We start from the raw sequence: 26,918 nt of genomic DNA, 5'->3' as shown, positions 1-26,918 counted from the left end.
TCTTACTTCTTGACCGAGCCGAAGTGCGCGATGAGCCGGCCGATGACGTTGAGCATCAGGACGAGGAGGATCAGCGTCAGGGCCGTTCCCCACATGCGCTCAGCCGCGGGGGCGAGGGCGAGGTCGCCACGGTCCTGGTTGATCATCATGGGCAGGGTGGGGAAGTTGCCGTTGAACAGGTCGCGCTGGAAGTTCTTGGTGTACGGGGCGAGGATCAGCAGCGGGGCCGTCTCGCCCATGACGCGGGCGACACCGAGCAGCACGCCGGTGACGATGCCGGAGAACGCGGTGCGGAGCACGACCCGCACGACCGTGACCCACTTGGGCACACCCAGCGCGTACGACGCCTCGCGCAGCTCGTTCGGGACGAGCTTGAGCATCTCTTCGGTGGAGCGCACGATCACCGGGATCATGAGCAGCACCAGGGCGAGCGACGCGGCGACGCCCGAGCGGTCGATGCCGAAGGTCGTGACCCACACGGCGTAGATGAACAGCGCCGCGACGATCGAGGGGATGCCCGAGAGGATGTCGACGGTGAAGCTGATCATCCGGGCGAACCAGCCCCGGCCGTACTCGACGAGGTAGACGGCGGTGAGGATGCCGATCGGCACGGCGATGAGCGCGGTGAAACCGACCATCTCGAGGGTGCCCTCGATGGCGTGACGCGCGCCGCCGCCGACGTCGTCGGAGTTGATGTTGCGCTGGTTGCCGGTCCACCACACCGAGGTGGTGAGCATGTGCGCACCCTTGATGACGACCGTGCCGAGGATCCACACGAGCGGCACCATCGCGAGCAGGAACGCGCCCCACATGACGACGCGGGCCACCACGTCCTTGACGGCGCGGGCCCGGTGCGGGTTGCTCATCTCGCGCAGGGCCTCACGGCCGCGCTTGCCCCCGGGCGGGGTGGTGTCGGTGTCGGCACCGCCGGTGCTGTCGACGGGGCCGCGGTTCTCGGTCACCGTGCTCATTCGCTGAAGGCCTTCCTGCGCTCGATGACGACGCGGGCGATGCTGTTGACGACGAAGGTCAGCACGAACAGCACGAGACCGGCCGCGATGTAGGCGCCGGTCTTGCTCGGGTTGCTGAACTCGGCGGCGTTGTTGGCGATCTTCGAGGCGAACGTCTCGCCGCCGTTGAAGAGCGAGAACGTCCAGTCGGTGCCGTCGGCGAGCGCGGACACGAGGAAGGTGACGGCGATGGTCTCGCCGAGCGCGCGGCCCAGGGCGAGCATCGCGGCCGAGATGACGCCGGGGCGCCCGAAGGGCAGCACCGCGGTGCGGATCATCTCCCACTGCGTCGCGCCGAGGGCCAGGGCGCCCTCCTTGTGCGTGACCGGCGTCTGGTCGAAGACCTCGCGCGAGAGCGCCGTGACGATGGGCAGGACCATGATCGACAGGACGATGCCGATGAAGAAGATCGTGCCGCCGGAGATGCCGGTCGGCGAGAAGAGGGGGAACCAGCCGAGGGCGCTCTCGATCCACGTCTGCACGGGCTTCCACACCGGGAAGAACACGATGAGGCCCCAGAGGCCGTAGACGATCGAGGGCACCGCGGCCAGCAGGTCGACGAGCGTCGCCGCGGGCCGGCGCAGCCAGGCCGGCGAGTACTGCGTCAGGAACAGGGCCACGGCCACGCCGACGGGCACCGCGATGCACATCGCGATCGTCGAGGCGGCGACCGTGGTCCAGAGGAACTCGAGGATGCCGAAGGCGGGCTTGTCGCCGCCCGGCGCCCAGACGCGGCTCGTCAGGAAGCTCGCGTTGTTGTTGACCAGGGCCGGGACGGCCTGGACGACGAGGAACACCGCGATGAGGGTCACGATGGCGATGACGATGAAGCCGGACAGGGTCGCGGCGCCGCCGAAGACGCGGTCACCGATGCGTCCGGTGGAGGCGCGGTCGGCCTCGAGGGGGGCTCGCCCGTCGGGGCCTGGCATCTCGTCTGTGGCGGATACGCCCGTCACGCTCGACATGTGGGGCCTTCCTGCTCTCGGGGTCTATCGGGTGGTGCCTGGTACCGATGGTGGCACCGATGCTGGTAACCGGTTCAGGGGCGGACGCCGTGTGCGGCGTCCGCCCCTGTGCGGTCCGGTGGGTCAGGAGATGGCGTCGACGGCCGTCTTGACCTTGGTCGCGACGTCGGTCGGCAGCGGCGCGTAGCCCTTCGTCTCGAGGTCCTTCTGGACCGTGTCGGAGGCGAAGGTCTTGAGGAAGGCCTTGACCTTCTTGCCCGTCTCGGCGTCGGCGTACTTCGAGCAGACGACCTCGTAGGTGACGAGGACGATCGGGTAGGCCCCGGCCTCCTTCGTCGCGTAGTCGATCTTGAGCGCGAGGTTGTTGCCGGTGCCGGTCTGCTTCGCCGTGGCGATCGTCTTGCCGGCCGACTCGGCGGTCAGCTCGACGGGGCCGGAACCGGTGTCGATCTGGGCCATCGGCAGCTGGTTCTGCTGGGCGTAGGACAGCTCGACGTAGGTGATGCCGCCGTCCTGGCCCTTCGTCGCGGTGGCGACGCCGGCCGACTTCTCCTTGCCCTCGCCCTTGCCGGTCCACTTCTTGCCCGGGTCGTAGCTCCAGGCCTCGGGCGCGGCGGCCTTGAGGTACTTGGTGAAGTTCTCGGTCGTGCCCGACTCGTCGGAGCGGAAGTAGACCTTGATCGGCGTCGACGGGAGCGTGACGCCCTTGTTGAGCGCGGCGATGGCCGGGTCGTTCCACGTCGTGATCTTGCCGTCGAAGATCTTCGCGGCGACGTCGGCGTTGAGGACGAGCTTGTCGACGCCCTTGACGTTGTAGGCGATCGCGATCGGGCCGGTGACCATCGGCAGGTTCCAGGCCTCGGAGCCGCAGGCCTGCTTGGCCGCGTCGGCCTCGATGACGCCGTCCTTCGGCTCGGTCTTGAGCGCCGAGTCGGAGCCGGCGAAGTCGACCTGCTTGGCGATGAACTGCTTGATGCCGGCGCCGGAGCCGGTGGGCTGGTAGTCGATGTTGGCGTCGCCGCAGGCGGTCTGGTACGCCTTGATCGCCTCGTCGATGGCGTTCTTCTGGGCCGAGGAGCCCTCCGCCTTGAGGTCGCCGCTGAAGCAGTCGCCGGCGGCGGTCGAACCGCCGGCAGCACCGGTCGAGCCGGCGCCCGGCTGGGCACCGTTGTTCTCGGACGCGCAGGCCGAGAGCGCAAGGGCCCCGGACAGGGCGATGGCGCCGAGGGCGCTGATACGCGAAACAGACACGAGTGTGTTCCCTCTCGATGGGACGGGCGTGGTGGCCGGGCGGGCGCTGCCGTCCGACGGTGAATGACGTTTCATCCACCGCGAAGGTAGGTCTGCAGGGTGTCCGTTCCCCCACGTCCGGTTAACTCCGGGTGAACGAGGGGCGACGTCTTGGGGTCGGCGGTCGCCTCGGGATGCGGGTCGGCACGGTCGCGCCGACGATGGAGGGTTCGGGCGGGAGCCGGCCGCGGTCGCGGCCCCCCGGGGGTGCCGCGCCGACGGCGACCTCAGGTGTCGATGCGCTCGACGTCGACGACGCGGGCGTCCGGTCCGGAGCCCGCGACGTGGCACACGAGCACCTCGCCCTTGTGCATCGCCTTGGCGCCGGCCTCGGCGAGGTGCTGACGCATGAGGTCGGCGTCGGGGCTCGACGCGTCGACGGCGTCGGTGAGGCGCGCGATGAGGGTCGGCAGCACGGGGCCGTGGCTGCACAGCGCTGCCGGAACCGCCTTGCCTAGCAGCTTGTCCAGCTGGCGGCACGCCCCCGACGGGTCGGCCTCGAACCCCTCCTCCGAGAGCGAGTCGCGGGCGCGCAGCCGCAGACCGGCACGCGTCGCGTACGGCTCGACGGTCTCGACGCAGCGGGCGCTGGAGGAGCTGACGACGCGGCGCACCCCGTAGGCGCCGAGGACGGCGGCGACGTCGAGGGCCTGCGCCCGCCCGACGGCGTCGAGCGGGCGGTCGCGGTCGTCGGAGCTCCACCGGCTCCGGGGCCGTGCCTTGGTGTGGCGCACGAGCGCGAGCGGCCACGTCGCGAGCTGCTCGGCACGCTCGAGGCGCACGAGCGCGAGCAGCTGGTCGCGGTCGCGGGCGTAGTCGAGCCGGCTGTGCGCCGTGGGCACGTCGACCCAGGCCACCTCGTCGATCTCGTGGAGCAGGTGACCGTCGCCGCCGGTGACCTCGGCCGCCCAGTAGTGCACCTGCTTGGTCGCGGGCCCGCCCGTCGCGTCGAGCACCGCGTACTCGGCCGTCGGCAGCGAGGGCCCGAGGCGCACGACGAGCCCGGTCTCCTCGAACGTCTCGCGCACCGCGGCGACGCACGGGTGCTCGCCCGGGTCGAGCTTCCCCTTGGCCCACGACCAGTCGTCGTACTTGGGCCGGTGCACGAGCGCGACCTCGACCTGACCGTCGGCGCGGCGCCACGGCAGCGTGCCGGCGGCGGGGATCACGGAGGCCACCGCGTCAGCCTGCCAGACGCGTCGGGCCCACGGGGGCAGGCACGGGAGGGACCCGCGTCGGCATCAGCGGCGTCAGCGTCGCCGCGCCTTGCGTCGACGCTTGTCGTGCCGCTCGATGAGGGTGGCCTGGAGGTCGTCGAAGGGCTCGCCGTCCTCGCCCTGGTGGTGGCGCACCCAGCGGCCGTCGGACCCGAGGTCCCAGCGCGAGGTCCGGTCGGCGAACGCGAGGTCGATGAGGTCGGCGAGCTCGAGCACGTGCCCCGGGTCGGTGATGCGCACGAGGGCCTCGACGCGGCGGTCGAGGTTGCGGTGCATCATGTCGGCGCTGCCGATGTACACCTGCGGGTCGCCGCCGTGGTCGAACCAGAAGACCCGCGAGTGCTCGAGGAACCGGCCGAGGATGGAGCGCACCCGGATCGTCTCCGAGAGCCCCTCGACGCCGGGGCGCAGCGCGCAGATGCCGCGGACCCACACGTCGACCCGCACCCCGGCCATGCTCGCCCGGTAGAGCGCGTCGATGAGGGCCTCGTCGACCATGGCGTTGGCCTTGATGACGATCCGGCCCGGCTGGGCGTCCTCGCCACGCGAGCGGTGGATCTCGATCTCCTGCTCGACGAGGTCGACGAGGCCGGAGCGCACCGTGCGGGGGGCGACGAGCAGTCGCTTGAACTTGCTGCGCGGCGCGAAGCCGGAGAGCAGGTTGAAGAGGCGCGAGAGGTCCTCGCCGACCTGCGGGTCGGTGGTGAAGAGGCCGAAGTCCTCGTAGACGCGGGCCGTCTTGGGGTTGTAGTTGCCGGTGCCGATGTGGCAGTAGCGCACCAGCCCGTCGGACTCCTGGCGCACGACGAGGCACAGCTTGGCGTGGGTCTTGAGGCCGACGACGCCGTAGACGACGTGGACGCCGGCCTCCTCCAGCTTGCGGGCCCAGGAGATGTTGTTGACCTCGTCGAACCGGGCCTTGATCTCGACGACCGCCAGCACCTGCTTGCCGGCCTCGGCGGCGTCGATGAGGGCGTCGACGATGGGGGAGTCGCCGGAGGTGCGGTACAGCGTCTGCTTGATCGCGAGGACCTTCGGGTCGTTCGCGGCCTGCTCGATGAACGCCTGCACCGACGTCGAGAACGAGTGGTACGGGTGCTGGACGAGGACGTCCTTCTGGCGCACCGCCGCGAGCAGGTCGATGGCCTTGGCGCTCTCGGTCGGGGCGAAGTCCGGGTGGGTGCGCGGGAAGAACTTCGGGAACTCGAGGTCGCTGCGGTCGACGTCGGCGATGGTGAACAGGCCCCGCAGGTCGAGCGGCGTCGGCAGGCGGTAGATCTCGCGGTCGCTGATCTGCAGCTCACGGCTGAGCATGTCGAGGACCTTCGGGTCGATCTCGTCCTCGACCTCGAGGCGGATCGGCGGGCCGAACCGGCGACGCGTCAGCTCCTTCTCGAGGGCGGTCAGGAGGTTCTCGGCGTCGTCCTCCTCGACCTCGAGGTCCTCGTTGCGGGTGACGCGGAAGGAGAAGTGCTCCTGCACGAGCATCCCGGGGAAGAGCTGGTCGAGGTGGCTGGCGATGACGTCCTCGAGCGGCACGAACCGCTTGCGCTCCACGTCGGAGTCGATGTCCTCCTCGACGAGGATGAACCGGGGCAGGCTCGGCGGCACCTTGACCCGGGCGAAGTGCTCCGACCCGGTCTTCGGGTTCTGCAGGAGCACGGCCAGGTTGAGCGACAGGCCGGAGATGTACGGGAACGGGTGCGCGGGGTCGACCGCGAGCGGCGTCAGCACGGGGAAGACGCGGTCGGCGAAGAAGAAGTGGAGCGGCTCGCGCTCCTCGTCGTCGAGCTCGTCCCAGCGCACGATGGTGATGCCCTGCTCCTCGAGCTCGGGACGGATCTCGTGCTGGAAGACGGCCGCGTGCTGGAGCATCAGCTCGTGGGCGAGGCGGGCGATGCGCTCGATGAGCTCGCGCGGCTCGATGCCGGCAGCGGTGCGCATGGCCAGGCCGGTGGCGATGCGACGCTTGAGACCGGCGACCCGGACCATGAAGTACTCGTCGAGGTTGTTGGAGAAGATCGCGAGGAAGCGGGTGCGCTCGAGGAGCGGCACCGCCGGGTCCATCGCGAGCTGGAGCACGCGCTCGTTGAACTGCAGCCACGACAGCTCGCGCTCGAGGTAGCGGTCGGCCGGCAGCTCGTCCTGCGCCTCGTCGGGCGCGGGAACGCCGACGAAGCGGCCGTTGGCGGCGCGGGTCGGGATGCGGCGGGCGTGGACGGTGCTCGTGAACGAGCTGACCTCGGCACCCTCGACGAAGGCCTCCTGCCCCTCGCGACCGGCCTCCGCGACCTGGTCGCGGCCGGGCTCCTGGGCCTGCTCACCGGCCTGCTCGCGGGCCTGCTCACTGGTCTGCTCTGGGGCCTGCTCGGAGACGTCGGTGGGGGTGAGGCTGCCGGTGCTCATGCGTTCATCGTGGCACCGTTCGGCCACGCCGGGGTGAACTCGTCCCAGCCGCCGGGCACCTCACGCGTGCCGGAACGGGGAACGCCCGAGGCCGCCCCTCCCCGGTGCCGGCGCGTCAGGCGCGCGCGAACTGCCGGTGCACCTCGACGTCCTCGAAGCCGAGGCCCCGGTAGGTGCGCACGGCCGCGGCGTTCTCCTCGTCGACGTAGAGGACGACGCGCGACAGGCCGAGCGAGCGCAGGTGGTCCAGGCCCAGCACGGTGACGGCCCGGCCGAGGCCCTCACCCTGGTGCTCGGGGGACACCGCGACGACGTACACCTCGCCGACCTCGCCGTCCGGCGGGTCGACCTTCGTCCAGTGCGAGGCGACGAGCCGGTCGGGGTCGGCGGCCTCGACGACGAGCAGCAGCCCGTCGGGGTCCCACCACGGTTCGGCGGTGCGCTGGTCGAGGTCGACGCGGGTCAGGGAGCCCTGCTCGGGGTGGTGGGCGAAGGCGTCGGCGTTGAGCGCGAGCCAGGCGTCCTCGTCGCGTCCGGGCTCGAAGCGTCGCACGGCGTACCGCTCCGGCACGACCGGCGCGGGCCAGCCGGGGCCCTCGACGAGCGAGCGACCCATGACGTGCAGCGAACGCACGGGGCGCAGGCCGCACGCCGCCGCGAACGCGGCTGCGTCCTCGCCGGCCGGCCCCGACGCGTGGCTCCACACCCGAGCGTCGGGCGGGAGAGCGGCGAGCAGGAGGGTGCCGACGCCGTGGCGCCGGGCCACCGGGTCGACGACGAGCTCGACCGACGGTGGCTCGCCTGCCGCTCCGTCGCGCACCTGCGCGTAGCCGACGACGCGTCCGTCCGCCCGTGCCACGACGTGGCGCGCGCCCCCGGCGCCCTCCGACGATGCCGAGCGCAGCGCGAGCCGGAACTGCTCCGACAGGGGCTCGGACCCGTCGGCGGCCGCGGCGCTCGCAGCCACGGCGAGGGACGCCGCGACGTCGTGAGCCGGCAGGGGGTCGGACGCGTCGTGGACCGTCACGTCGAGGTCGGCCGGGTCGCTCATACGGCCGATTCCACCACAAGAGGTACGCCGACCTCAGACTGTCACCAGTCTGTTGCCAGACAGCACACATTTGTCACCCAGCCGCGGCTAGCCTCCCGTCTGGGGGCCACGAGCTCCGATCACCACTGATGACCAAGGGGTACACATGTCCCGTTCCACACGCCGCATCGCCGGCGTCGCGCTCGCGGGGGCCTGCGTCGCGGCGCTCGCGGCACCGGCCCTCGCCGCACCCGCTGCAGGGCCAGACACCGGCAAGGCGCCGGGCAACACGCAGTTCGACATCCAGCTGCTGTCGTTCAACGATTTCCACGGCAACCTCGACGCGCCGACCGGCTCCAGCGGTCGCATCACGATCGACCACTTCTACACGGACGTCGACGACATCGACGGCGACGGCAACCGCACGGAGCAGATCAACTTCGTCAATGCCGGTGGCGTCGAGTACCTCGCGACCGAGCTCGCCCAGGCGCGCAAGGGCCACCCGTACTCGCTGACCGTCGCCGCCGGTGACATCGTCGGTGCGTCCCCGCTCCTGTCCGCCGCGTTCCACGACGAGCCGACGATCGAGTCGATGAACAAGCTCGGCCTCGACGTCACCTCGGTGGGCAACCACGAGTTCGACGAGGGCTACAAGGAGCTTCAGCGCCTGGCCCACGGCGGCTGCATCGACGACGGTGACGGCCAGAACAACCAGAACTCCTGCCCGGACGGCGTCTTCGGCGGCGCGAACTTCGACATGCTCGCGGCGAACGTCGTCGAGACCTCGACCGGCAAGACGATCCTGCCGGCCTACACGGTCAAGAAGTTCAACGGCGCCAAGATCGGCTTCATCGGCATGACCCTCGAGGGCACGCCGAGCATCGTCACGGCATCGGGTGTGGCCGGCCTGTCCTTCAAGGACGAGGCCGAGACCGCCAACGCGCTCGTGCCCGTGCTCAAGGCGCAGGGCGTCAACGCGATCGTCGTGCTGCTGCACGAGGGCGCGGCCCCGACGCAGAACGGCAAGTCCTACGACTGGGCCTGCCAGGCCGGCGGGTCGATCTCCGGCGCGCTCGTCGACATCAACGCGAACCTCGACCCGGCCATCGACATGGTCGTCTCGGGCCACACGCACCAGCCGTACGTCTGCACGCTTCCCGACCCGGCCGGCAAGCCCCGTCTCGTCACCTCCGCCTCGTCGTTCGGTCGTCTCTACACCGACACGACGCTGACCTACGACCGTCGCACCTCCGACATCGTCCGTCCGACGATGGCCAGCTCGGCCAACCACATCGTCGAGCGCACCGTTGCCAAGGACCCGGCGCAGACGGCCCTCATCGCCAAGTACAAGACCCTCGTCTCGTCCATCGCGAACAAGGTCCTCGGCCAGGTTGCGGGCTCCAGCGTCACCAGGTCGGCCAACCCGGCTGGTGAGTCGCCCCTCGGTGACCTCATCGCCGACGCCCAGCTCGCCGACCCGTCGACGATCCCGTCGGGTGGCACCGCCCCGGTCATCTCGTTCATGAACGCCGGCGGCATCCGGGCCGACCTGGTCGAGAACGCCGCGGGCGACGTCACGTACGAGGCAGCGTTCACGGTCCAGCCGTTCAACAACTACCTCGTGTCGATGGACCTCACGGGCCAGCAGATCATCGATGTGCTCAACCAGCAGTTCATCAACTCCTCCGGAGCCCCGGCGCGTCCGTACGTCCTCGCGACGAGCGCCGGTCTCACCTACACCCACAACAGGTCGACGGTGTCGAACGTGCTCCTCAACGGCGCTCCGCTCGTCCCGACGGCGAAGTACCGCATCGTCACGAACAACTTCCTGTCCGACGGCGGCGACGGCTTCCCGGCCTTCCGCAACGGCACCGGCAAGTACTTCGGTGGGCTCGACATCGACGCCTTCGCGAACTACCTGGCGGCGCACTCGCCCTACACCCCGCCGCCGCTGGACCGCGTCACGTACACCCCGTGACCGTCCGGTCCTGAGGACCGGACAGCGCAAAGGGGAGGAGGTGGGTCGCCGAGCGGCGGCCCACCTCCTGCGCGTCCGAGCCTGGTGCGGGTTCGGACGGACTCGTCGACGTCTCGTCCAGACCCGATGCGGTCAGGCGTCTGCGGTCTGCGCGGCCGGTGCCTCGGGGCGGTCGGGCACGAGGCGGTAGCCGACGTTGCGGACCGTGCCGATGAGCGCCTCGTGGTCGGGGCCGAGCTTGGCGCGCAGCCGGCGCACGTGGACGTCGACCGTACGCGTGCCGCCGTAGTAGTCGTAGCCCCAGACCTCCTGGAGCAGCTGGGCGCGGGTGAACACGCGTCCCGGGTGCTGCGCGAGGTACTTGAGCAGCTCGAACTCCTTGTACGTGAGGTCGAGCGGCTGGCCGCGGAACCGGGCCGAGTAGCTGGCCTCGTCGATGACGAGCTCGCCGGAGGTGATCGGCAGGTCGAGGTCGGCGTCGTCGTCCTGGCCCTTGGTCATCGCGAGCCGCAGGCGGGCGTCGACCTCGGCCGGGCCGGCGGAGTCGAGGAGCACGTCGTCGAGGCCCCACTCGGCCGTGAGACCAGCAAGGCCGCCCTCGGTGAGGACGGCCAGGAGCGGGGTGCCGATGCCGGTGGTGCGGAGCACCCGGCACAGCGACCGGGCACTGGCCAGCTCCCGTCGGGCATCGACGAGCACGACGTCGCAGTCCGGTGCGTCGACGAGGGCCGTGGCCTCGGCGGGCAGGATGCGGACCGTGTGGCTGAGCAACCCGAGCGCGGGCAGTACCTCGGCGCTCGGGGCGAGCGCGTTGGTGAGCAGCAGCAGGCGGGCCATCTCATGCAGGATAGGCGAGACTGGTCGGGCCCGGACCGAACGGCATGAACGATGAGACGGAGTCCGATGACCTCGAGCCAGACCTCCCCGGCGCCCACCGACGCGCGCGCCGCGGCGGCCGCCGACGCGTCCGACACGTCCGACGCGTCAGGTGCGGGCCCGGCGTCCGGTGTGACGGTGCGGTACTGGGCTGCGGCGCGTGCCGCCGCCGGCGTGGACTCCGAGGTCCGGTCCGGCGCCACCGTGGGCGCGGTGGTCGACGCCGCGGTCGCGGCGCACCCGGGGCTCGAGCGGGTCGCCCGTGTCGCCACGTTCCTGCTCGACGGGCGCAAGGTCGGCCGCGAGGCCCCCGTCGCGGCCGGGGCGACGGTCGAGGTGCTGCCGCCGTTCGCCGGCGGGTGATGCACAATGGCCCCCGTGCCCGACGACCCCACGGCCGCCCAGCCGGCCGACGGACCTGCCTCCGCTGACCCCGGCGGCCGGTCCGAGGGCTCGCTGCACGTGCCGATCTCGCCGGTCGGTGCCGACCGGGTCCGGTGGGTCGCCGTCGGCGTGACGCTGGTCGGTGCGCTCGCGCTGCTTCCCGCGTTCGCCGCGGGCTACGGCCCGACCCTCGGCATCACGCTCGTGCTCGCGCTCGTCCTGGCGTGGGGCTGGCCGGTCCTGTCCGGCTCGGCGACCCCCGACGCCACGTCGGTGGTCCTCGCCCTCTCGGCGGTGGCCGTGGTGCTGAGCGCCGTGCGCGACGACCTGCGCTGGGTCGCCGCGGCCGTCGCGTTCGGCATCATCCTGTCGTTCACGGCCCAGCTCCTGCGGCGCACCGGGCGCGAGGGGCTCGTCCTGACGCTCCTGTCCTCCTTCGGTGGCCTGGCGGTCATCGCCTCCGGCACCACGGCCGTCGTCGCGGCCGACACCGGTCGTGGTCGGGCGGTCGCCGTCGTGGCGATGGCCGCGGTCGCCGCCGCCCTGCTCGCCGACGCCGTGACCTTCGTGCGGGCCGCGGCCCCGGCCCTCGGGCTCGTGGCGCTCGTGGCCGCCTCGGCCGTCGCGATGCTCGTGTCGACACGCGTCGACGAGGTGGGGCTGGCGGGCGCGTTCGGCATCGGCGCGGCGGTGGGCACGGTGTCGTGGTCGTTCCGCCGCGTGCTCGCGCTCGAGCCGGCGATGATGACGCTGCGGGGCCAGGTGGGCGCAGGGGCCGGCTCGGTCCTCGTCGTCGGGGCGGTCGTCCACCTCTTCGCCGTCTTCTCCTGACCCGTCACGCCCCACCTGGGCGAGAGGCCACGATCGGCTGGCTCCACACCGTCGAGAGGCCACGTTCGGCTGGCCCCTGACCGTCGAGAGGCCACTTTCGGCTGGCCCTACACCGTCGAGAGGCCACGTTCGGCCGGTCCTGGCGCCGTCAGTAGACGAGGGCCTGGGCGCCCGGCGCCATGACCTCCTCGACGAACGCCGCCGCCCCACGGATCACCGCGCCGTCGACGAGCTGGTCCTCGGTGAGGTCGCGCCGCGCCGCGCACTGGGTGCACACCGTGAGGCGGCCCCCGGCCAGCACGGCCTCGCGCAGCTCGGTGATCGAGGCTGCGTGCGGCAGCGCGAACGCCTCGGCCCGTCCGGGCACGGCCATCCACGACGCCTCCCCGGTGAGCCACAACGACACGTCGACGCCGCTGGCCACCGCCGTGGCCGCGACGGTGAACGCCTGCGACAGGCGTTCGGGCGCCTCGACGCCGGAGGTGACCTTGACGACGAGCGAGCGGGCGGGGGAGTTCATGGGGCTCAGGCTACGATTCCGGGCATGTTCAACCTCGACCAGGACATTCCCGAGCCGCTGCGACCCCTCGCCTGGCTCATCGGACGCTGGGAGGGTGCCGGGGTCGTCGGCTACCCGACGATCGAGTCGGCGCACTTCGGCCAGGAGATCGAGGTGACCCACGACGGCCGCGGCTTCCTCAAGTGGGAGAGCAAGGCCTGGATCCTCGACTCCGAGAACGGCTCCAAGGTCCGCCCGGCCGCCGTCGAGTCCGGCTTCTGGCGTCCGATGGACAACGGCGAGGTCGAGCTGCTGCTCGCCCACCCCACCGGCATCCTCGAGCTCTACTACGGGACCATGCAGCCGGCCAAGGTCGAGCTGCGCACCGACGGCGTCCTGCGCTCGCCGGGGGCTAAGGACTACAACGCCGCGACGCGCCTGTACGGCCTCGTCGAGTCCCAGCTCATGTGGGTCATGGACATGGCGGCCGTCGGCCAGGAGATGCAGAGCCACGTCTCGGCCCAGCTCAAGCGCGTCGAGTGACGATGCCGCGGAATGCAGCCCCCGCGCCGCTCGTTCAATCGACATGAGTGACGTCGACGTGCCCGCCCCCGCCCGCACGGTCCACCGCAGCCCGCTCCTCGACGCGCCCCGCGCGGTCGCGGGGGAGGGGCTCGAGGCCGGGGTGGCCGTGCACTACGGCGACCCGATGCGCGAGCAGCGCCTCCTCGAGGAGGGCCTGGCGGTCGTCGACCTCTCCCACCGCGACGTCATCACGGTCACCGGCCCCGACCGGCTCAGCTGGCTTCATTCGCTGACCACCCAGCACCTGCTCGGCCTGCCGCCGCGCCAGTCGCGCGAGGCGCTCGTGCTGACGCCGAAGGGCCACGTCGAGCACTCCCTGCACCTCGTCGACGACGGCACGACGACGTGGGTCACCACCGAGCCCGGGGCCGGCCCGGCCCTCGCCGAGTGGCTCGACAAGATGCGCTTCATGCTCCGGGTCGAGGTCGCGCTCGTCACCGACGACTGGGCGGTGCTCGGCGAGCCCCACGCGTCGGAGTCGGTCGAGGGCGAGCCGCTCGCCTGGCGCGACCAGTGGCCCGAGCTCGTCGGCGACACGACGGCCTACGGCCCCACCGAGGACCACCCCGGCGCCGAGCGCTCGTGGCGCGAGGTCATCGTTCCGAGGGCCGATCTCGTTGCAGCAGTGGGCGATCGGCCACTCGCCGGCATCTGGGCTGCCGAGGCGCTGCGCGTCGCCGCCTGGCGCCCGCGGCTCGGCCTCGAGACCGACCACCGCACGATCGTCCACGAGGTCGACTGGCTCCGCACGGCCGTGCACCTGCACAAGGGCTGCTACCGCGGGCAGGAGACCGTCGCGCGCGTCCACAACCTCGGCCGCCCGCCGCGTCGGCTCGTCTTCCTGCACCTCGACGGCTCGGGCCACACCCTGCCCGCCCGGGGCAGTGACGTGCTCGCCGGCGACCGCGTCGTCGGCCACCTCACGTCGGTCGGGCGTCACCACGTCGACGGGCCCATCGCGCTCGCCATCATCAAGCGCAACACCGACCCCACCCTCGAGCTGCTCGTCGACGGCCTCTCGGCCGCGCAGACCGTCATCGTCGCCCCCTGACGCGTCGGTCCCCGACGCGCTGATTCCCCCTGACGCGTCGGGCCAGCCGGGTGTGGCCGGCGCTGGCAGGATGACGCCATGAGCCCTGCACGCAGCGCCGCGAGCACCCTGATCACCATCGCGCCCACCGGTGCCGAGACCGCCAAGGCGGACGTCCCGGCCCTGCCGACGACGCCGGAGGAGCTCGTCGAGACGGCGGTGGCGTGCGAGCGGGCCGGCGCCGGTCTCATCCACATCCACGTGCGTGACCGCGACCACCAGCCGACGCTCGACCGGGTGCTGCTCAAGGAGGCCGTCGACGCCGTGCGCGAGGCCACCGACCTCGTCGTGCAGCTCTCCACCGGCGGCGCCGTCACCGACCCGCTCGAGCAGCGTCTCACGGTTCTCGACGCCGACCCCGACTCGTGCTCGCTGACGTGCGGCACGACGAACTTCGGCGACGGCGTCTTCCTCAACCCGTGGGGCTTCATGGTCGACCTCTACCGGCAGGCGCAGGACAAGGAGGTCGTGCCGGAGTTCGAGCTGTTCGAGCTCGGCCACGTGCACGCGCTGCGCCGGCTCATCGACGAGTGCGGGCTGCCCTACGGCGGCAAGGTGCACGTCGACTTCGTCACCGGCGTGCCGGGGTCGATGCCGGGCACGCCGCAGGCGCTCCTCGCCGGCGTCGCGATGCTGCCGGAGGAGGTGACCAGCTGGTCGGCCACCGGCATCGGCCGGGCCCACCTGCCGATCGTCGCCGCCGCGCTGTCAGCCGGGGGCCACCTGCGGGTCGGCATGGAGGACAACCTCATGTTCGCCAAGGGTCAGCCGGTCGCCCACAACAGCGAGCTCGTCTCTCGCGCAGCCGAGCTCGCGACCTTGATGCAGCGTCCGCCGATGTCGACCGTCGAGGCGCGCGCCGTCCTCGGCATCAAGGACCGCCGCACCCGCTGACTGCACGACACCCCACGTCCCCGAGTGTGGGCGGGCTCACGCTGCCTGGGGTTTGCATTCTGCTTGCTCCAGTTAGCACAATGGAGGGGTGAGCAAGCTTCCGCTACCTGACCTCGGGGCGTACCTGCGTGAACAGCGCGAGAACGCCCAGCTGTCGCTGCGTCAGCTCGCCGAGATGGCCGGGGTCTCCAACCCGTACCTGTCCCAGATCGAGCGAGGCCTCAAGCGCCCGAGCGCCGAGATCCTCCAGCAGATCGCCAAGGGACTGCAGGTGTCTGCCGAGTCGCTCTACGTCCGTGCCGGCATCCTCGACGAGCGGGTCGGCGACGACCCGGCCGCCGCCCCGGACGTGCTCACCGCGATCGCCGCCGACCCGGTCCTCACCGACCGCCAGCGAGGCGTGCTCGTCGAGATCTACCTGTCGTTCGCCGGCACCGCCGCCGCGACCCCTGACGTCACCCAGAAGGAGAAGTGAGATGGCCCTGACCAAGAAGATCACCAAGACCGTCAAGGACGCCCAGAAGCAGGCCGAGGCCGCCGTGGCCGAGGTCCGTGGGCAGTTCGACGGCCGCATCCCCGACATCACCGTCGACCCGACGCCGTTCTACGCCGTCGTCGGCGCGGCCAACCTCGCCATCGCCACGGTCCGCACGGCCGGCGAGCAGCTCGACGCTGCGCGCAAGCAGGCCAAGACCGCCGACCTGCGCAAGGGTGCCCGCAAGGAGGCCGACCAGCTTCAGAAGGACCTCCAGAAGCGCATCGTCGACCTCCAGGCCCGCACGGCCGACCTCCAGCGGATCGCCGCGACGTACGCCGACCGCTTCGTCGCCCAGGCGCAGGAGCTGCCGGCCCACGTGCTCAACCAGGGCCTCGTCCTCGCGAGCAACGCCAAGGACCAGTACGACGCCGCCGCCGCCCGCGGCGAGAAGGTCGTCACCGACGCCCGCGCCCAGGGCCAGCGCGCCGCCTTCGACGCGGTCGAGAAGGGCAACGCCGTCATCGCCCGTGGCCGCCGCGTCGCGAGCACCGCGACCGTCGAGGGCGAGAAGGTCGCCCAGAGCGTCCTCGGTGCCGTTGCCGACGACGCCGCGACCGTGACCTCGCAGGTCGAGAAGTCGGCCGCCGCCGTGGAGAAGGCCGCCGCGCCGGTTCCGGCCGAGCGCACCGCCGAGCACGAGAAGGCCATCCGCTCCGCTGCCGCCAAGAAGTCGGCGGCCACGCGCAAGGCCGACGCCGTCGAGTCGACGACGACCCGCAAGGTCGCCGCCCGCTCGTCCGCCCCGGCGAAGAAGGCCGCCCCCAAGAAGCGCGCCGCGAAGAAGACCGCGACGACGTCGACGGCGAAGAAGACCGCGACGAAGGCCACGACCACCCAGTCCTGACCCACGCCGCACCTCCCGCGCACGAGGGCCGTCACCGATCCGGTGACGGCCCTCGTCGCGCCTGTCGGCACCTCCGGCATACTGCGGGTCGTGTCCGACCACACGCAGCCCTCGTCCGCCCCCGCCGCCGGCTCCGCCGCGGGACCTGTGTCGACCGCCCTGGCCGACGCCCCCGTCGTCGCGCACGTCGTGCGCGCCGGCTTCGTCGAGTCGGTCCACCACGGCACCGTCGTCGTCACCGCGCCCGACGGCTCGGTCGAGCTCGAGGTGGGCGACGCGTCCGGCCCGGTGTTCCCCCGCAGCTCGAGCAAGCCGCTGCAGGCGCTCGCCATGCTCCGGTCGGGCCTGCAGACCGACGACCTGCACCTCGCCCTCGCCTGCTCGAGCCACTCGGGCGAGGACTTCCACGTGGCGGCCGCCCGCGAGATCCTCGCCGGCGCCGGGCTCACCGAGACCGACCTGCAGAACACCCCCGACTACCCCTACGACGAGGCGGCCCGCATCGCGTGGATCGCGGGCGGCCTGCCCAAGCAGTCGATCGTGCAGAACTGCTCGGGCAAGCACGCGTCCATGCTCGCGACGTGCGTCACCAACGGCTGGGACCTCGCGACCTACCGCGACCCGAGCCACCCGCTCCAGGTCGCCGTCGCCGACACCGTCCGTGAGCTGTCCGGCGCCGAGCCGAGCGCGGTGGCCGTCGACGGCTGCGGCGCCCCGATCCACGCCATCCCGCTGTCGGCGCTCGCCCTCGCCTTCGGGCGCCTGGCCGCGGCCACCGGCGGGCCCGAGGCCCGCATCGCCACCGCGATCCGCGCCTATCCCGAGTACCTCGGCGGCACCCACCGCGACGTGACGACGCTGATCCGCGGCGTCGACGGCCTCGTGGCCAAGGACGGCGCCGAGGCGGTCTACGCCGTCGGGCTGCCCGACGGGCGCGGCGTCGCGGTCAAGGTCGCCGACGGGTCCTCGCGGGCCCGGCCGGTCGTCCTCGCGGCGGTGCTGCGCCGCATCGGTGTCGACGCCGAGGCCACGCTCGCCGCCCTCGAGCACCAGCCGGTCCTCGGTCACGGCCAGCCGGTCGGCTCGGTCGTCGCCGTCGGCATCTGAGGCCGGAGGCGACCACGTGCGTGCGGTCCTCCAGCGCGTCACGAGCGCGCGTGTCGAGGTCGACGGCGAGGTCGTCGGCGCCATCGACCGGCCCGGGCTGCTCGCCCTCGTCGGGGTGACCCACGGCGACGGTCCCGAGCAGGTCGACCGCCTGGCCCGCAAGATCGCCGAGCTGCGCATCCTGCGCGACGAGCAGAGCGTCCTCGACACCGGCGCCCCGGTGCTCGTCGTCAGCCAGTTCACGCTCTACGCCGACACCCGCAAGGGTCGGCGCCCGTCGTGGGGTGCAGCGGCTCCCGGCCCGGTGGCCGAGCCGCTCGTCGGCGACGTCGTGGCCGCCCTGCGGGACCGTGGGATCGAGGTGGCCGAGGGGCGGTTCGGCGCGATGATGCAGGTCTCGCTCGTCAACGACGGGCCCGTGACCCTCGTCGTCGACGCCTGAGCGCTGACGCCTGAGCGCTGACGCCTGAGTGCCGACGCGTCGGGCGTCTGCGCTGGGTGCCCGCTGGGAGAGCGCTGGACGGCTTCCCGCACAAGGGGCCGGGTTACGCTTCCCTCATGCAGCTCTACTACGGGTTCCAGAGCGTCGTCCAGCTCGTCCTCGGCGTCGTCGCGCTGGGCTGCGAGGTCTGGGCCTTCGTCGACGCGCTCCGACACCCGGAAGGCGCCTACGTCGCCGCGGGCAAGCGCACCCGCACCTTCTGGCTCGTCCTGCTCGGCGTCGCTCTGGCGCTCGGCTTCGTGACGGTGCTCAACCCCCTCAGCCTGTTCGGCCTGCTCGGGTTCGTCGGTGCGGCTGTGTACCTGGCCGACGTCCGTCCGGCCCTGCGCCAGGTTCGCGGCCTCGGCGGGCGGTCCGACCGCCCCTGGTGAGGAGGGGGCGAGCCGGTGGGCCGAGGGAGTCGCCGACGTCGCCGGGCGCAGGCATCGCGGCCCATGGGGCACACTGGTGCACTCACAACCGATAGGAGAACCATGTCCGACCAGCAGCCTGCTGCTGCCGTCGTCGAGGACGTCGACGTGCACCTGCACGACGCGCGTCCCACGCACGGGCCCGACGAGTACGACCTCGGCGACCGCAACCCCACCGAGGACATCTTCGTCGCCGAGCGTCCGTGGGGACGGTTCCAGCAGTTCGTGTCGAACGAGCAGGTGACCGTGAAGATCATCACGGTTCAGCCCGGGCACCGGCTCTCGCTCCAGCGCCACGACCACCGCGGTGAGATGTGGCAGGTCCTCGACGTGCCGATCGACGTCACCGTCGACGACCGGCAGTGGACCGCCGGCCCCGGAGAGACCGTCTGGGTCCCGCGCGGCGCCACGCACCGCATGGGCAACTCCGGCGACCAGCCGGGTCGCCTCCTCGAGGTCGGCTTCGGCCACTTCGACGAGCACGACATCGAGCGCCTCGAGGACGACTACGCGCGCTGAGCGCGACGCGTCATCCCGCTCCGCGTGCCGCCGGACCCCAGGGTCCGGCGGCACGCGCGCGTCCGGCCCGTCCTGACGGCGCTCAGTCCGGCAGGTCGAGGTCGGCCCAGACGACCTTCCCGCCGGGCAGCGCCTGCGCGCCCCACGTGTCCGACAGCGCCTCGACGATCTCGACACCGCGCCCGTCGACGGCGTCCATCGAGCGCTCGCGGCGCTCCAACGGGGCGTCGGTCGCGTCCTCGACGCCGATGCGCACGCCGCCGTCGCGTCGTTCCACGAGCGCCCGGAACGGCGTCACGGCGTGGGCGAGGGCGTTGGTGGCCAGCTCGGAGACGATGAGGGCCGCGTCGGCGGTCAGGCCGTCGTGGCCCCACGACCGCAGCACGTCGAGGACGAAGTGGCGCGCGGCGGGGACCGACTCGGGCAGCGGCTGGTACACCTGCGAGTACGCGTGCGTCAGCCCGAGCTGCGGGGTCAGCCGCGCCACGGTGGGGTCCTCGGACCCGTGCGTCCGGGTGCTCGGGTCGACGTGCAGGTCGACGTGCAGGGCCGTGATGCGGGCGACGTCGACGAGCTCGGCGTGGTCGGCGATCCGGCCGGGGTAGGCGCACACGAGCTGGAAGTCGTAGACGTCCATGGCCTCGGCCCAGTGCAGCTCGAGCTCGACCGCGGGCTCGACGAGCCCGCGCTGCCAGAGCAGGGAGAGCGTCTCGCTGAAGACGCGGACGCGCCGGCCGCCGGAGATCTGAGGTCCGACGAGCGCGCGGGCCATGCCCCAGAAGGCGTCCACGTCGAAGTGTCCGTCGATGACGAACCCGGCGATCGACGCCTCGGGGTCGTGCGGCCAGTAGCGGTCGGCGGCCTCCTCGTCGGCAGGATCGCAGCCCAACCTGGCGAGCGCGCCCTCCACGCGTCGCCTCAGGCCTGGCGTGCAGATCGAGACGACGCACTCGTCATGGTCCCAACCGTCTGCGACGTACCTCGCCACGGCTGTGACACCCTCGTTGTCGAGTGCGTAGAAGCTCACTCCACGACCCCGCCCCCACGCAGCCATGCCGCCCTGCGACATGTCGCTCATGCTACGCCCGGGCCCCACGCCGGCGGCGGGCTCGGCCCCTGCGAGATTCTGTCCCGGTTCGGGCCACTTCGGGGCCCACTCACCGCGGCGCGACGGCCTCCCACGCCACGGTCAGCTCACCCAGGCGCCACCGCGACGGCCCGTCGAGCAGCGGCCACCGCTCGCGCACCTCGGCGGCCATCGCGAGGAACCGCTGCCGGGCACCCCAGGATGACTGCGGCGCGCTGCGGGCCCAGGCGAGGTCGAGGTCGGCGAGGAAGGCGTGCACCCGCTCGCCGGGCACGTTGCGGTGGATCAGCGCCTTGGGCAGGCGCTCGGCCACGTCGGAGGGTCGCTCGAGCCCACCCATCCGCACCGACACCGTGAGGCTGACCGGGCCGGACGCGTCGACGGCCACCCACGTGGCGCGCCGGCCGATCTCGTCGCACGTGCCGTCGACGAGGAGGCCGTCCGGGGCCAGGCGCTCCTGCACCCGCGCCCACGCGTCGACCACCTCACCCTCGGCGTACTGGCGCAGCACGTTGAAGGCACGCACGACGGTGGGCCGGGCGACGCCGTCGAGGGGCACCTCGAAGCCGCCGAGGCGGAAGGTCAGGCCGTCGCGCTCGAGCAGGCGACCGGCCGCGACGCGCCCGGGGTCGATCTCGATGCCGACGACCTGCACGTCGGGGCGCACCCGGCGGAGCCGCTCGTGCAGCTCGACGGCGGTGATCGGCGACGCGCCGTAGCCGAGGTCGACGACGACCGGAGGGCCGGGACTCCGCCGCAGGCGCCAGGCCTGTGGGCCGGCGATCCAGCGGTCGCAACGCCTGAGCCGGTTCGGGTTCGTCGTGCCCCGGGTGATGGTCCCGACGGGGCGAGCGCGGCCGGCCACGCCCGCAGCCTACGCGGCCGCCCCCGCACCCCCGACCCGATGTCTGCGCCGGACGCGGCAGGTCACCGGTGACCGCGGAATACATCGAATCGAGGTCGTGGTTGAGTCGGGGAGAGCAGGCAACAGCAGGCAGCAGCACGCACAGCAGCATGGACAGCAGCACGGACAGCGGACGAAGGGATGCCGATGGTGGCCGATCCGAGGCGGGTCGCGATGATCAGCGTGCACACCTCACCGCTGGAGCAGCCGGGCACGGGTGACGCCGGCGGCCTCAACGTGTACGTCGCCGAGACGGCCCGCCAGCTCGCCTCCCGCGGCGTCGAGGTCGACATCTTCACCCGGCGCACCACCGGCGACGTCCCGGTCGAGGCGGAGCTCGTGCCCGGGGTCCGCGTCCGGCACGTGACGTCCGGCCCCTACGAGGGACTGTCCAAGGAGGACCTGCCCGGGCAGCTGTGCGCCTTCTCGGCCGGCATCATGCACGCCGGGCTGTCGGTGCCCGAGGACCACTACGACCTCGTGCACAGCCACTACTGGCTGTCCGGCCAGGTCGGCTGGCTCGCGGCCGACCGTTGGCGCGTCGCCCTCGTCCACACGATGCACACGATGGCCCGGGTCAAGAACCTCCACCTCGCCGAGGGCGACGCCCCCGAGCCGCGAGGTCGTGAGATCGGCGAGGTGCAGGTCGTCGAGGCCGCCGACCGGCTCGTGGCCAACACCGACGACGAGGCACGCGAGCTCGTCCAGCTCTACGACGCCGACCCGGGCAAGGTGTCGGTCGTGCCGCCCGGCGTCGACCTCGACACGTTCACCCCCGGCGACCGGTCGCAGGCGCGTCGCGACCTCGGCCTGCCCGTCGAGGGACACCTGCTGCTCTTCGTCGGGCGGATCCAGCCGCTCAAGGCGCCCGACGTCCTCGTGCGGGCGGCCGCCGAGATCGTGCGCCGCGACCCGACGCGCCGCGAGCGCCTCACGGTCGCCGTGCTGGGTGGACCGAGCGGTTCGGGCCTGGCCCGGCCCCGTGACCTCGAGGAGCTGGCTGCCGCCCTGGGCGTCGCCGACGTCGTGCGGTTCGTCCGCCCGGTGGCCCGCCCCGACCTGGCGCGCTGGTACCGCGCGGCGGACGTCGTCGCCGTCCCCAGCCACTCCGAGTCGTTCGGCCTGGTCGCCCTCGAGGCGCAGGCCTGCGGAACCCCCGTCGTCGCGGCCGACGTCGGGGGCCTGCCCACCGCCGTCGGCGACGCCGGCGTCCTCGTCCCCGGCCACGGCACGGGGGAGTGGGCCGACGCGCTCGACGCCCTCCTGCTCCACGACGCGCTCCGCGCCGAGCTCGGTCGTCGCGCCGTGCGCCACGCCGCCGGGTTCGGGTGGGCCGCGACGACCGACCGCCTCCTCGACGCGTACCGTCGGGCCATGCGAGCCCGCAGCGACGCGCCCGACTCACCCATCGACGAGGGCGAGAGCCTCACCGGCGTCCCCACCGCGGTGATCCCGTGACGGCCCCGGCCGAGGGCGTCCGCGCCGACGCCGAGGCCGGGCTGCGCGGCTACCTCGACTCCGTCGACCTCGAGTGGGAGCTCGGCGGCCGCGACGGCGAGTACGTCGTGACGCTGCCGGGGGAGAAGAAGCTCAAGACCGTCGTGTCGCTGCTCGTGCGCGACCGCACGACGAGCGTCAGCGCCTTCGTCATCCGCAACCCCGACGAGAACCACGAGGCGTTCTACCGCGCGCTGCTGCGCAAGAACCTGCGGCTGCAGGGCGTCGCGTACGCCATCGACACCGACGGCGACGTCTACGTGCGGGGCGAGGTGCCGACCGCGGCGCTCGACGCGGAGCACCTCGACCAGCTCTTCGGCGTGGTCCTCGCCGCGAGCGACGACGCCTTCAACGAGCTGCTCGCCCTCGGCTTCCTCGGCTCGATGAAGAAGGAGTGGGCCTGGCGGGTGTCGCGGGGGGAGTCGACGCGCAACCTCGATGCGTTCCGTCACCTGCTGGACGACGCCTCGGAGGCCTGAACCCCCGTCGCTAGGCTGGCGCGCATGACCTACACGCTCGTCCTCGTCCGCCACGGCGAAAGCGAATGGAACGCCAAGAACCTCTTCACCGGGTGGGTCGACGTCGACCTCACCGACAAGGGCCGCGCCGAGGCCGTCCGGGCCGGCCAGCAGCTCAAGGACGCCGGCATCCTGCCCGACATCGTCCACACGTCGGTGCAGCGCCGGGCCATCAACACCGCCAACCTGTCGCTCGACGCCGCCGACCGGCACTGGATCCCGGTCAAGCGCGACTGGCGCCTCAACGAGCGCCACTACGGCGCGCTCCAGGGCAAGGACAAGAAGCAGACGCTCGAGCAGTACGGCGAGGAGCAGTTCATGCTCTGGCGCCGCTCCTACGACGTGCCGCCGCCGGCCATCGACCCCGCCGACGAGTACGCCCAGACCGACGACCCCCGCTACGCCGGGCTCGGCGCCGCGATGCCGTCGACCGAGTGCCTCAAGGACGTCGTGGCCCGCCTCGTGCCCTACTGGGAGAACGAGATCCAGCCTGACCTCGCCGACGGGCTGACCGTGCTCGTGGCCGCTCACGGCAACTCGCTCCGCGCGCTCGTCAAGACCCTCGACGGCATCTCCGATGAGGACATCGCCGGGCTCAACATCCCCACCGGCATGCCCCTCGTCTACGAGCTCGACGACCACTTCCGCCCGGTGACCCGTGGCGGTCGCTACCTCGACCCCGAGGCGGCCGCCGAGGCGGCCGCCGCGGTCGCCAACCAGGGCCGCTGACGCCGAGCCCCCCTGCGCACCCCCTGCGAACCCCCGCGCACTACGAAGGGCCACCTCCCACGACGGGAGGTGGCCCTTCGACGGTGTGGCGGACGCGTCAGGCGGGGGCGTCGTGCTCGATCGACTCGAGCACGTCGGCGTCCTCGGCGTCCTCGTGGTCGTAGCTGACCTCCGAGTCGTACTCGCCCGTGACGAGGTAGATGACGCGTCGGGCCACCGAGACCGCGTGGTCGGCGAAGCGCTCGTAGTAGCGGCCGACGAGCGTCAGGTCGAGGATCGAGCTGCGCGACCACGACGTGTTCTCGTCGAGCAGGGCCGCGAAGAGCTGCCGGTGCAGCTCGTCCATGGCGTCGTCGTCCTTGTCGAGGGCGATGGCCGCGGCGACGTCCTTGCTCGCGATGATCGAGCCGCACTTGGCCACGATCGACTCGGCGACCTGGCCCATCTGCAGGATGTGCGCGCGCAGCTCGGGCGGCACGGCGGAGTCGGGCGTGCGCAGGCGCGCCACCTTGGCGACGTGCCGGGCGAGGTCGCCCATGCGCTCGAGGTCCGAGCTCATGTGCATCGCCGTGACGACGATGCGCAGATCGGTCGCCACGGGCTGCTGCCGCGCGAGGAGGTCGATGGACCGCTCGTCCAGGTCGATCCGGATGTCGTCGAGCTTGCGGTCGGCCTCGATGACCGACTCGGCGAGGTGGACGTCCGCGTCGAGGAGGGCGGTCGTCGCGCGGGAGATGGCGGACCCCGCCAGACGGGTCAGCTCGACGAGCTGGTCCGTGATCGTGTCGAGGTCCTCGTGGAACTGGTCGCGCATGCTCTTCCTGTCGCTAGCCGTTCTGGGCCGTCGCCGGCCCGGTGTGGGCACCGGGACGTCCGGCTCGTGGTGCGGGTGCGCGCCGGCACGGTGGTGCTGCGGACACGTCCCAGCCCTCCCCACCCTGCCACTGCGCGGCGCTCGACACACGGCCGACACGGCCCTGTCCCGCAGAGGGTGGCACCGCTGCGTGAACGGGTGGGTTCGCCAAGGTGAACAGTCGGTTCTGCGCCCGCGTGCGGGCCGTGTGCGTGGCCGGGGCACGCGTCGGCCGTGCGTACGCTTGGTGTCGTGGACCCGACGACCGCGGCAACGCTCGGTGGCATCGCCGGCCTCGCCCTCGGCGGGGTGGCGTTGGTCGCCGTGCGCCTGTCCGACCGCTCGACCGCTGCCGAGGAGATCCTGGTGCCCGAGCCTACGCTGCCGCCCGGCGTCGCCGACGTGATCGCGGTGCTGCGCTCGAGCGGCATCCTGCTCGACGCGTCCGACCGGGTCGTCAACAACTCGCCGGCCGCGGTGGCCCACGGACTCGTGCGCGGGCACGAGGTCGTCCACACCGAGCTGCTCGACCTCGCCCGGGCGGTCCGCCGCGACGGCGTCATCCGCGAGGCCGAGCTCGAGCTGCGCAAGGGGATCGGCGAGGGCCGCATCGTCGTGTCGGCGCGCGTCGCGCCGCTCGGCGCCAACCACGTGCTGCTCCTCGTCGAGGACCGCACCCAGGCCGCGCGCGTCGACGAGATCCGCCGCGACTTCCTCGCCAACGTCAGCCACGAGCTCAAGACGCCCGTCGGGGGCATCGCCCTGCTCGCCGAGGCGATCCGCGACGCGCACGACGACCCCGAGGTCGTGGCGCGGTTCGCCACCCGCATCGGTGTCGAGTCGACCCGCCTGACGCGTCTGGTCAAGGAGATCGTCGAGCTCTCGCGCCTGCAGGGCGCCGACGTCATCAAGGAGCCGCAGCTGACCGACGTCGGGGCGTGCGCCGACGACGCCGTCGAGCGCAGCCGCCTCCTCGCCGAGGAGCACGGGATCACCCTGGCCCGCTCCATCGAGCCGGGCTGCGAGGTGTGGGGCGATGCCGAGCTCGTCACGACCGCGATCAGCAACCTCGTCGGCAACGCCATCGCCTACTCCGACCGCGACACCCGGGTCAGCGTCACGGTGCGCCGCACGCCGGCCGGGCTCGTCGACGTGTCGGTCACCGACCAGGGCCTCGGCATCGCCCCGGAGGAGCAGGCGCGCATCTTCGAGCGGTTCTACCGGGTCGACACCGCCCGGTCGCGCGCCACCGGCGGCACCGGCCTCGGCCTCGCGATCGTCAAGCACGTCGCCGACAACCATGGCGGCCACGTGCGGGTGTGGTCCGAGCCCGGCCGCGGCTCGACGTTCACCATCGAGCTGCCCGCCGCCGCGCCGCCCCGACCGGTCCCGACCGACACCACTCGCACGACGACCCGCACCACGGCCGACGCGTCCGCCGACCTCACGCCCGACGCGGCGACGCCCGAGACGCCGGCGTCGCCGGCCCCCGAACCCTCCCGCTCGACCCCCTCCCGCTCGACCGAGCACCCCTCCCACACCGTCGCCTGAGTCGCCCGATCCCGAAGAGGACCCCTTGAGCCGCATCCTGATCGTCGAGGACGAGGTCTCGTTCTCCGACCCGCTCTCCTACCTGCTGAAGAAGGAGGGGTACGACGTCGCCGTCGCCGAGACGGGCCCCGACGGCCTGGCCGAGTTCGACAAGAACGGCGCCGACCTCGTGCTGCTCGACCTCATGCTCCCCGGCCTGTCGGGCGTCGACGTGTGCCGGGCGCTGCGCCAGCGCTCGTCGGTGCCGGTCATCATGCTGACCGCCAAGGACAGCGAGATCGACAAGGTCGTCGGGCTCGAGATCGGCGCCGACGACTACGTCACCAAGCCGTACTCCAGCCGTGAGCTGCTGGCCCGCGTCAAGGCCGTCCTGCGCCGCCTGACCGAGCCCGAGGACCTGCTGCCCTCGACGCTCGAGGCCGGGCCCGTGCGCATGGACGTCGAGCGCCACACCGTCAGCGTCCGCGGCGAGACGGCGTTGTTGCCGCTCAAGGAGTTCGAGCTCCTCGAGATGCTGCTGCGCAACTCCGGTCGCGTGCTGACCCGCATGCAGCTCATCGACCGCGTCTGGGGCAGCGACTACGTCGGCGACACCAAGACCCTCGACGTCCACGTCAAGCGGCTGCGCGCCAAGATCGAGCCCGACCCGGCCACGCCGGTGCACATCGTCACGGTGCGCGGCCTGGGCTACAAGTTCGAGGCGAGCTGACCCGACCGGCTCGCGGTGCCGTCAGGCCCGCCCGCTCGCGAACGACGAGGCCGCCCCGCATCGAGCGGGGCGGCCGTCGTCGTGTCGGCGCAGGT

The 26,918-nt window shown here is 72.3% G+C and carries 28 protein-coding genes; 17 read left to right on the top strand and 11 right to left on the bottom strand.

The features are described from left to right. Nucleotides 1-2 precede the first annotated feature (2 nt). The 6 genes from pstA to mshD form a co-directional block, all read right to left on the bottom strand. On the bottom strand, nt 3-971 hold the full coding sequence (gene pstA / locus RY076_RS19870; RefSeq protein WP_323101073.1) for a phosphate ABC transporter permease PstA: 969 nt from the start codon (nt 969-971) through the stop codon (nt 3-5). After that, entirely contained in the window at nt 968-1,975 is a 1,008-nt protein-coding gene (pstC, locus tag RY076_RS19865) for a phosphate ABC transporter permease subunit PstC (protein WP_323101072.1), read from the bottom strand. Before pstC ends, pstA begins: the two co-directional genes overlap by 4 nt. Nucleotides 1,976-2,098: 123 nt before the next feature. Further along, the gene (gene pstS, locus RY076_RS19860) at nt 2,099-3,226 is read right to left on the bottom strand and encodes a phosphate ABC transporter substrate-binding protein PstS (RefSeq protein ID WP_323101070.1); all 1,128 of its coding nucleotides are present in this window, start codon (nt 3,224-3,226) and stop codon (nt 2,099-2,101) included. A 266-nt stretch (nt 3,227-3,492) separates the two neighbouring features. After that, nucleotides 3,493-4,443 (bottom strand): NUDIX hydrolase, encoded by a 951-nt coding sequence (locus RY076_RS19855; RefSeq protein ID WP_323101068.1) that lies wholly within the window; start codon nt 4,441-4,443, stop codon nt 3,493-3,495. 72 nt (nt 4,444-4,515) lie between these two features. Next, nucleotides 4,516-6,888: an RNA degradosome polyphosphate kinase gene (locus RY076_RS19850; protein WP_323101066.1), complete on the bottom strand. Its 2,373-nt coding sequence runs from the start codon at nt 6,886-6,888 to the stop codon at nt 4,516-4,518. A gap of 115 nt (nt 6,889-7,003) precedes the next feature. Beyond that, nucleotides 7,004-7,939: a mycothiol synthase gene (mshD, locus tag RY076_RS19845; RefSeq protein ID WP_323101064.1), complete on the bottom strand. Its 936-nt coding sequence runs from the start codon at nt 7,937-7,939 to the stop codon at nt 7,004-7,006. 145 nt (nt 7,940-8,084) lie between these two features. Between mshD and RY076_RS19840 the strand changes: the two genes are divergently transcribed. Continuing rightward, nucleotides 8,085-9,896 (top strand): bifunctional metallophosphatase/5'-nucleotidase, encoded by a 1,812-nt coding sequence (locus RY076_RS19840; protein WP_323101063.1) that lies wholly within the window; start codon nt 8,085-8,087, stop codon nt 9,894-9,896. Between the two features lie 132 nt (nt 9,897-10,028). Here RY076_RS19840 and RY076_RS19835 read toward each other — a convergent pair whose 3' ends face one another. Continuing rightward, entirely contained in the window at nt 10,029-10,733 is a 705-nt protein-coding gene (locus RY076_RS19835) for a response regulator transcription factor (protein ID WP_323101062.1), read from the bottom strand. Nucleotides 10,734-10,799: 66 nt separating this feature from the next. Between RY076_RS19835 and RY076_RS19830 the strand changes: the two genes are divergently transcribed. Next, on the top strand, nt 10,800-11,135 hold the full coding sequence (locus tag RY076_RS19830; RefSeq protein ID WP_323101061.1) for a MoaD/ThiS family protein: 336 nt from the start codon (nt 10,800-10,802) through the stop codon (nt 11,133-11,135). A 6-nt stretch (nt 11,136-11,141) separates the two neighbouring features. Further along, nucleotides 11,142-11,987, top strand: a complete 846-nt coding sequence (locus RY076_RS19825; RefSeq protein ID WP_323101060.1) for a hypothetical protein — start codon at nt 11,142-11,144, stop codon at nt 11,985-11,987. A gap of 148 nt (nt 11,988-12,135) precedes the next feature. Here RY076_RS19825 and RY076_RS19820 read toward each other — a convergent pair whose 3' ends face one another. Further along, nucleotides 12,136-12,507, bottom strand: a complete 372-nt coding sequence (locus RY076_RS19820) for a DsrE family protein (RefSeq protein ID WP_323101058.1) — start codon at nt 12,505-12,507, stop codon at nt 12,136-12,138. 24 nt (nt 12,508-12,531) lie between these two features. Between RY076_RS19820 and RY076_RS19815 the strand changes: the two genes are divergently transcribed. From RY076_RS19815 to RY076_RS19775, 9 genes are all read left to right on the top strand, one after another. Then, a complete protein-coding gene (locus tag RY076_RS19815) occupies nt 12,532-13,029 on the top strand; it encodes a heme-binding beta-barrel domain-containing protein (protein WP_323101057.1) in 498 nt (165 codons plus the stop codon). Nucleotides 13,030-13,072: 43 nt separating this feature from the next. Beyond that, nucleotides 13,073-14,122 (top strand): CAF17-like 4Fe-4S cluster assembly/insertion protein YgfZ, encoded by a 1,050-nt coding sequence (gene ygfZ, locus RY076_RS19810; protein WP_323101055.1) that lies wholly within the window; start codon nt 13,073-13,075, stop codon nt 14,120-14,122. Between the two features lie 78 nt (nt 14,123-14,200). Continuing rightward, nucleotides 14,201-15,055 carry a beta-keto acid cleavage family enzyme gene (locus RY076_RS19805; RefSeq protein ID WP_323101053.1) on the top strand — a complete coding sequence of 285 codons (855 nt, stop codon included), beginning with the start codon at nt 14,201-14,203 and terminating at the stop codon, nt 15,053-15,055. Between the two features lie 88 nt (nt 15,056-15,143). Continuing rightward, a complete protein-coding gene (locus RY076_RS19800; RefSeq protein WP_323101052.1) occupies nt 15,144-15,530 on the top strand; it encodes a helix-turn-helix domain-containing protein in 387 nt (128 codons plus the stop codon). Between the two features lies 1 nt (nt 15,531). After that, the gene (locus RY076_RS19795; RefSeq protein WP_323101050.1) at nt 15,532-16,437 is read left to right on the top strand and encodes a hypothetical protein; all 906 of its coding nucleotides are present in this window, start codon (nt 15,532-15,534) and stop codon (nt 16,435-16,437) included. Nucleotides 16,438-16,527: 90 nt separating this feature from the next. Then, complete coding sequence (locus RY076_RS19790; RefSeq protein WP_323101048.1) at nt 16,528-17,544, top strand: asparaginase; 1,017 nt, start codon at nt 16,528-16,530, stop codon at nt 17,542-17,544. Between the two features lie 16 nt (nt 17,545-17,560). After that, the gene (gene dtd, locus RY076_RS19785; protein ID WP_323101046.1) at nt 17,561-17,986 is read left to right on the top strand and encodes a D-aminoacyl-tRNA deacylase; all 426 of its coding nucleotides are present in this window, start codon (nt 17,561-17,563) and stop codon (nt 17,984-17,986) included. Between the two features lie 116 nt (nt 17,987-18,102). After that, nucleotides 18,103-18,417: a DUF2516 family protein gene (locus RY076_RS19780; RefSeq protein WP_076261780.1), complete on the top strand. Its 315-nt coding sequence runs from the start codon at nt 18,103-18,105 to the stop codon at nt 18,415-18,417. Nucleotides 18,418-18,519: 102 nt separating this feature from the next. Continuing rightward, complete coding sequence (locus RY076_RS19775) at nt 18,520-18,975, top strand: phosphomannose isomerase type II C-terminal cupin domain (protein ID WP_323101044.1); 456 nt, start codon at nt 18,520-18,522, stop codon at nt 18,973-18,975. Nucleotides 18,976-19,057: 82 nt separating this feature from the next. Here RY076_RS19775 and RY076_RS19770 read toward each other — a convergent pair whose 3' ends face one another. Both RY076_RS19770 and RY076_RS19765 read right to left on the bottom strand, forming a co-directional pair. Then, nucleotides 19,058-20,002 carry an MEDS domain-containing protein gene (locus tag RY076_RS19770; protein ID WP_323101043.1) on the bottom strand — a complete coding sequence of 315 codons (945 nt, stop codon included), beginning with the start codon at nt 20,000-20,002 and terminating at the stop codon, nt 19,058-19,060. 130 nt (nt 20,003-20,132) lie between these two features. Beyond that, entirely contained in the window at nt 20,133-20,927 is a 795-nt protein-coding gene (locus RY076_RS19765; RefSeq protein ID WP_323101042.1) for a class I SAM-dependent methyltransferase, read from the bottom strand. 213 nt (nt 20,928-21,140) lie between these two features. On the opposite strand from RY076_RS19765, the gene mshA reads away from it, so the two are divergent. The 3 genes from mshA to RY076_RS19750 are packed head-to-tail and all read left to right on the top strand — an operon-like array spanning nt 21,141 to nt 23,710. Continuing rightward, on the top strand, nt 21,141-22,424 hold the full coding sequence (mshA, locus tag RY076_RS19760; protein ID WP_323101041.1) for a D-inositol-3-phosphate glycosyltransferase: 1,284 nt from the start codon (nt 21,141-21,143) through the stop codon (nt 22,422-22,424). Next, a complete protein-coding gene (locus tag RY076_RS19755) occupies nt 22,421-22,942 on the top strand; it encodes a type III secretion system chaperone family protein (RefSeq protein WP_323101040.1) in 522 nt (173 codons plus the stop codon). Before mshA ends, RY076_RS19755 begins: the two co-directional genes overlap by 4 nt. Before the next feature lie 24 nt (nt 22,943-22,966). Next, nucleotides 22,967-23,710 (top strand): phosphoglyceromutase, encoded by a 744-nt coding sequence (locus RY076_RS19750; protein WP_323101038.1) that lies wholly within the window; start codon nt 22,967-22,969, stop codon nt 23,708-23,710. A 97-nt stretch (nt 23,711-23,807) separates the two neighbouring features. Here RY076_RS19750 and phoU read toward each other — a convergent pair whose 3' ends face one another. Beyond that, nucleotides 23,808-24,524 (bottom strand): phosphate signaling complex protein PhoU, encoded by a 717-nt coding sequence (phoU, locus tag RY076_RS19745; RefSeq protein ID WP_323101037.1) that lies wholly within the window; start codon nt 24,522-24,524, stop codon nt 23,808-23,810. A 291-nt stretch (nt 24,525-24,815) separates the two neighbouring features. On the opposite strand from phoU, the gene RY076_RS19740 reads away from it, so the two are divergent. Both RY076_RS19740 and RY076_RS19735 read left to right on the top strand, forming a co-directional pair. Continuing rightward, complete coding sequence (locus tag RY076_RS19740; protein WP_323101035.1) at nt 24,816-26,114, top strand: sensor histidine kinase; 1,299 nt, start codon at nt 24,816-24,818, stop codon at nt 26,112-26,114. Nucleotides 26,115-26,139: 25 nt separating this feature from the next. Then, nucleotides 26,140-26,823 (top strand): response regulator transcription factor, encoded by a 684-nt coding sequence (locus tag RY076_RS19735; protein ID WP_323101033.1) that lies wholly within the window; start codon nt 26,140-26,142, stop codon nt 26,821-26,823. Nucleotides 26,824-26,918 lie beyond the last annotated feature (95 nt).

It is taken from the genome of Intrasporangium zincisolvens (assembly GCF_034724055.1).
In the GTDB taxonomy this organism is placed as follows: Bacteria; Actinomycetota; Actinomycetes; order Actinomycetales; family Dermatophilaceae; genus Monashia; species Monashia zincisolvens.
This window is presented reverse-complemented; position numbering and strand designations above follow the sequence as displayed.

What these genes read in the sequence shown, in the direction of transcription:
- RY076_RS19835 (WP_323101062.1), bottom strand. Translation starts at nt 10,733, where the DNA reads ATGGCCCGCCTGCTGCTGCTCACCAACGCGCTCGCCCCGAGCGCCGAG.
- RY076_RS19820 (WP_323101058.1), bottom strand. Translation starts at nt 12,507, where the DNA reads ATGAACTCCCCCGCCCGCTCGCTCGTCGTCAAGGTCACCTCCGGCGTC.
- pstC (WP_323101072.1), bottom strand. Translation starts at nt 1,975, where the DNA reads ATGTCGAGCGTGACGGGCGTATCCGCCACAGACGAGATGCCAGGCCCC.
- RY076_RS19795 (WP_323101050.1), top strand. Translation starts at nt 15,532, where the DNA reads ATGGCCCTGACCAAGAAGATCACCAAGACCGTCAAGGACGCCCAGAAG.
- mshA (WP_323101041.1), top strand. Translation starts at nt 21,141, where the DNA reads ATGATCAGCGTGCACACCTCACCGCTGGAGCAGCCGGGCACGGGTGAC.
- RY076_RS19815 (WP_323101057.1), top strand. Translation starts at nt 12,532, where the DNA reads ATGTTCAACCTCGACCAGGACATTCCCGAGCCGCTGCGACCCCTCGCC.
- pstA (WP_323101073.1), bottom strand. Translation starts at nt 971, where the DNA reads ATGAGCACGGTGACCGAGAACCGCGGCCCCGTCGACAGCACCGGCGGT.
- phoU (WP_323101037.1), bottom strand. Translation starts at nt 24,524, where the DNA reads ATGCGCGACCAGTTCCACGAGGACCTCGACACGATCACGGACCAGCTC.
- ygfZ (WP_323101055.1), top strand. Translation starts at nt 13,073, where the DNA reads ATGAGTGACGTCGACGTGCCCGCCCCCGCCCGCACGGTCCACCGCAGC.
- RY076_RS19850 (WP_323101066.1), bottom strand. Translation starts at nt 6,888, where the DNA reads ATGAGCACCGGCAGCCTCACCCCCACCGACGTCTCCGAGCAGGCCCCA.
- RY076_RS19830 (WP_323101061.1), top strand. Translation starts at nt 10,800, where the DNA reads ATGACCTCGAGCCAGACCTCCCCGGCGCCCACCGACGCGCGCGCCGCG.
- RY076_RS19805 (WP_323101053.1), top strand. Translation starts at nt 14,201, where the DNA reads ATGAGCCCTGCACGCAGCGCCGCGAGCACCCTGATCACCATCGCGCCC.
- RY076_RS19750 (WP_323101038.1), top strand. Translation starts at nt 22,967, where the DNA reads ATGACCTACACGCTCGTCCTCGTCCGCCACGGCGAAAGCGAATGGAAC.
- RY076_RS19775 (WP_323101044.1), top strand. Translation starts at nt 18,520, where the DNA reads ATGTCCGACCAGCAGCCTGCTGCTGCCGTCGTCGAGGACGTCGACGTG.
- RY076_RS19780 (WP_076261780.1), top strand. Translation starts at nt 18,103, where the DNA reads ATGCAGCTCTACTACGGGTTCCAGAGCGTCGTCCAGCTCGTCCTCGGC.
- RY076_RS19825 (WP_323101060.1), top strand. Translation starts at nt 11,142, where the DNA reads ATGGCCCCCGTGCCCGACGACCCCACGGCCGCCCAGCCGGCCGACGGA.
- RY076_RS19840 (WP_323101063.1), top strand. Translation starts at nt 8,085, where the DNA reads ATGTCCCGTTCCACACGCCGCATCGCCGGCGTCGCGCTCGCGGGGGCC.
- mshD (WP_323101064.1), bottom strand. Translation starts at nt 7,939, where the DNA reads ATGAGCGACCCGGCCGACCTCGACGTGACGGTCCACGACGCGTCCGAC.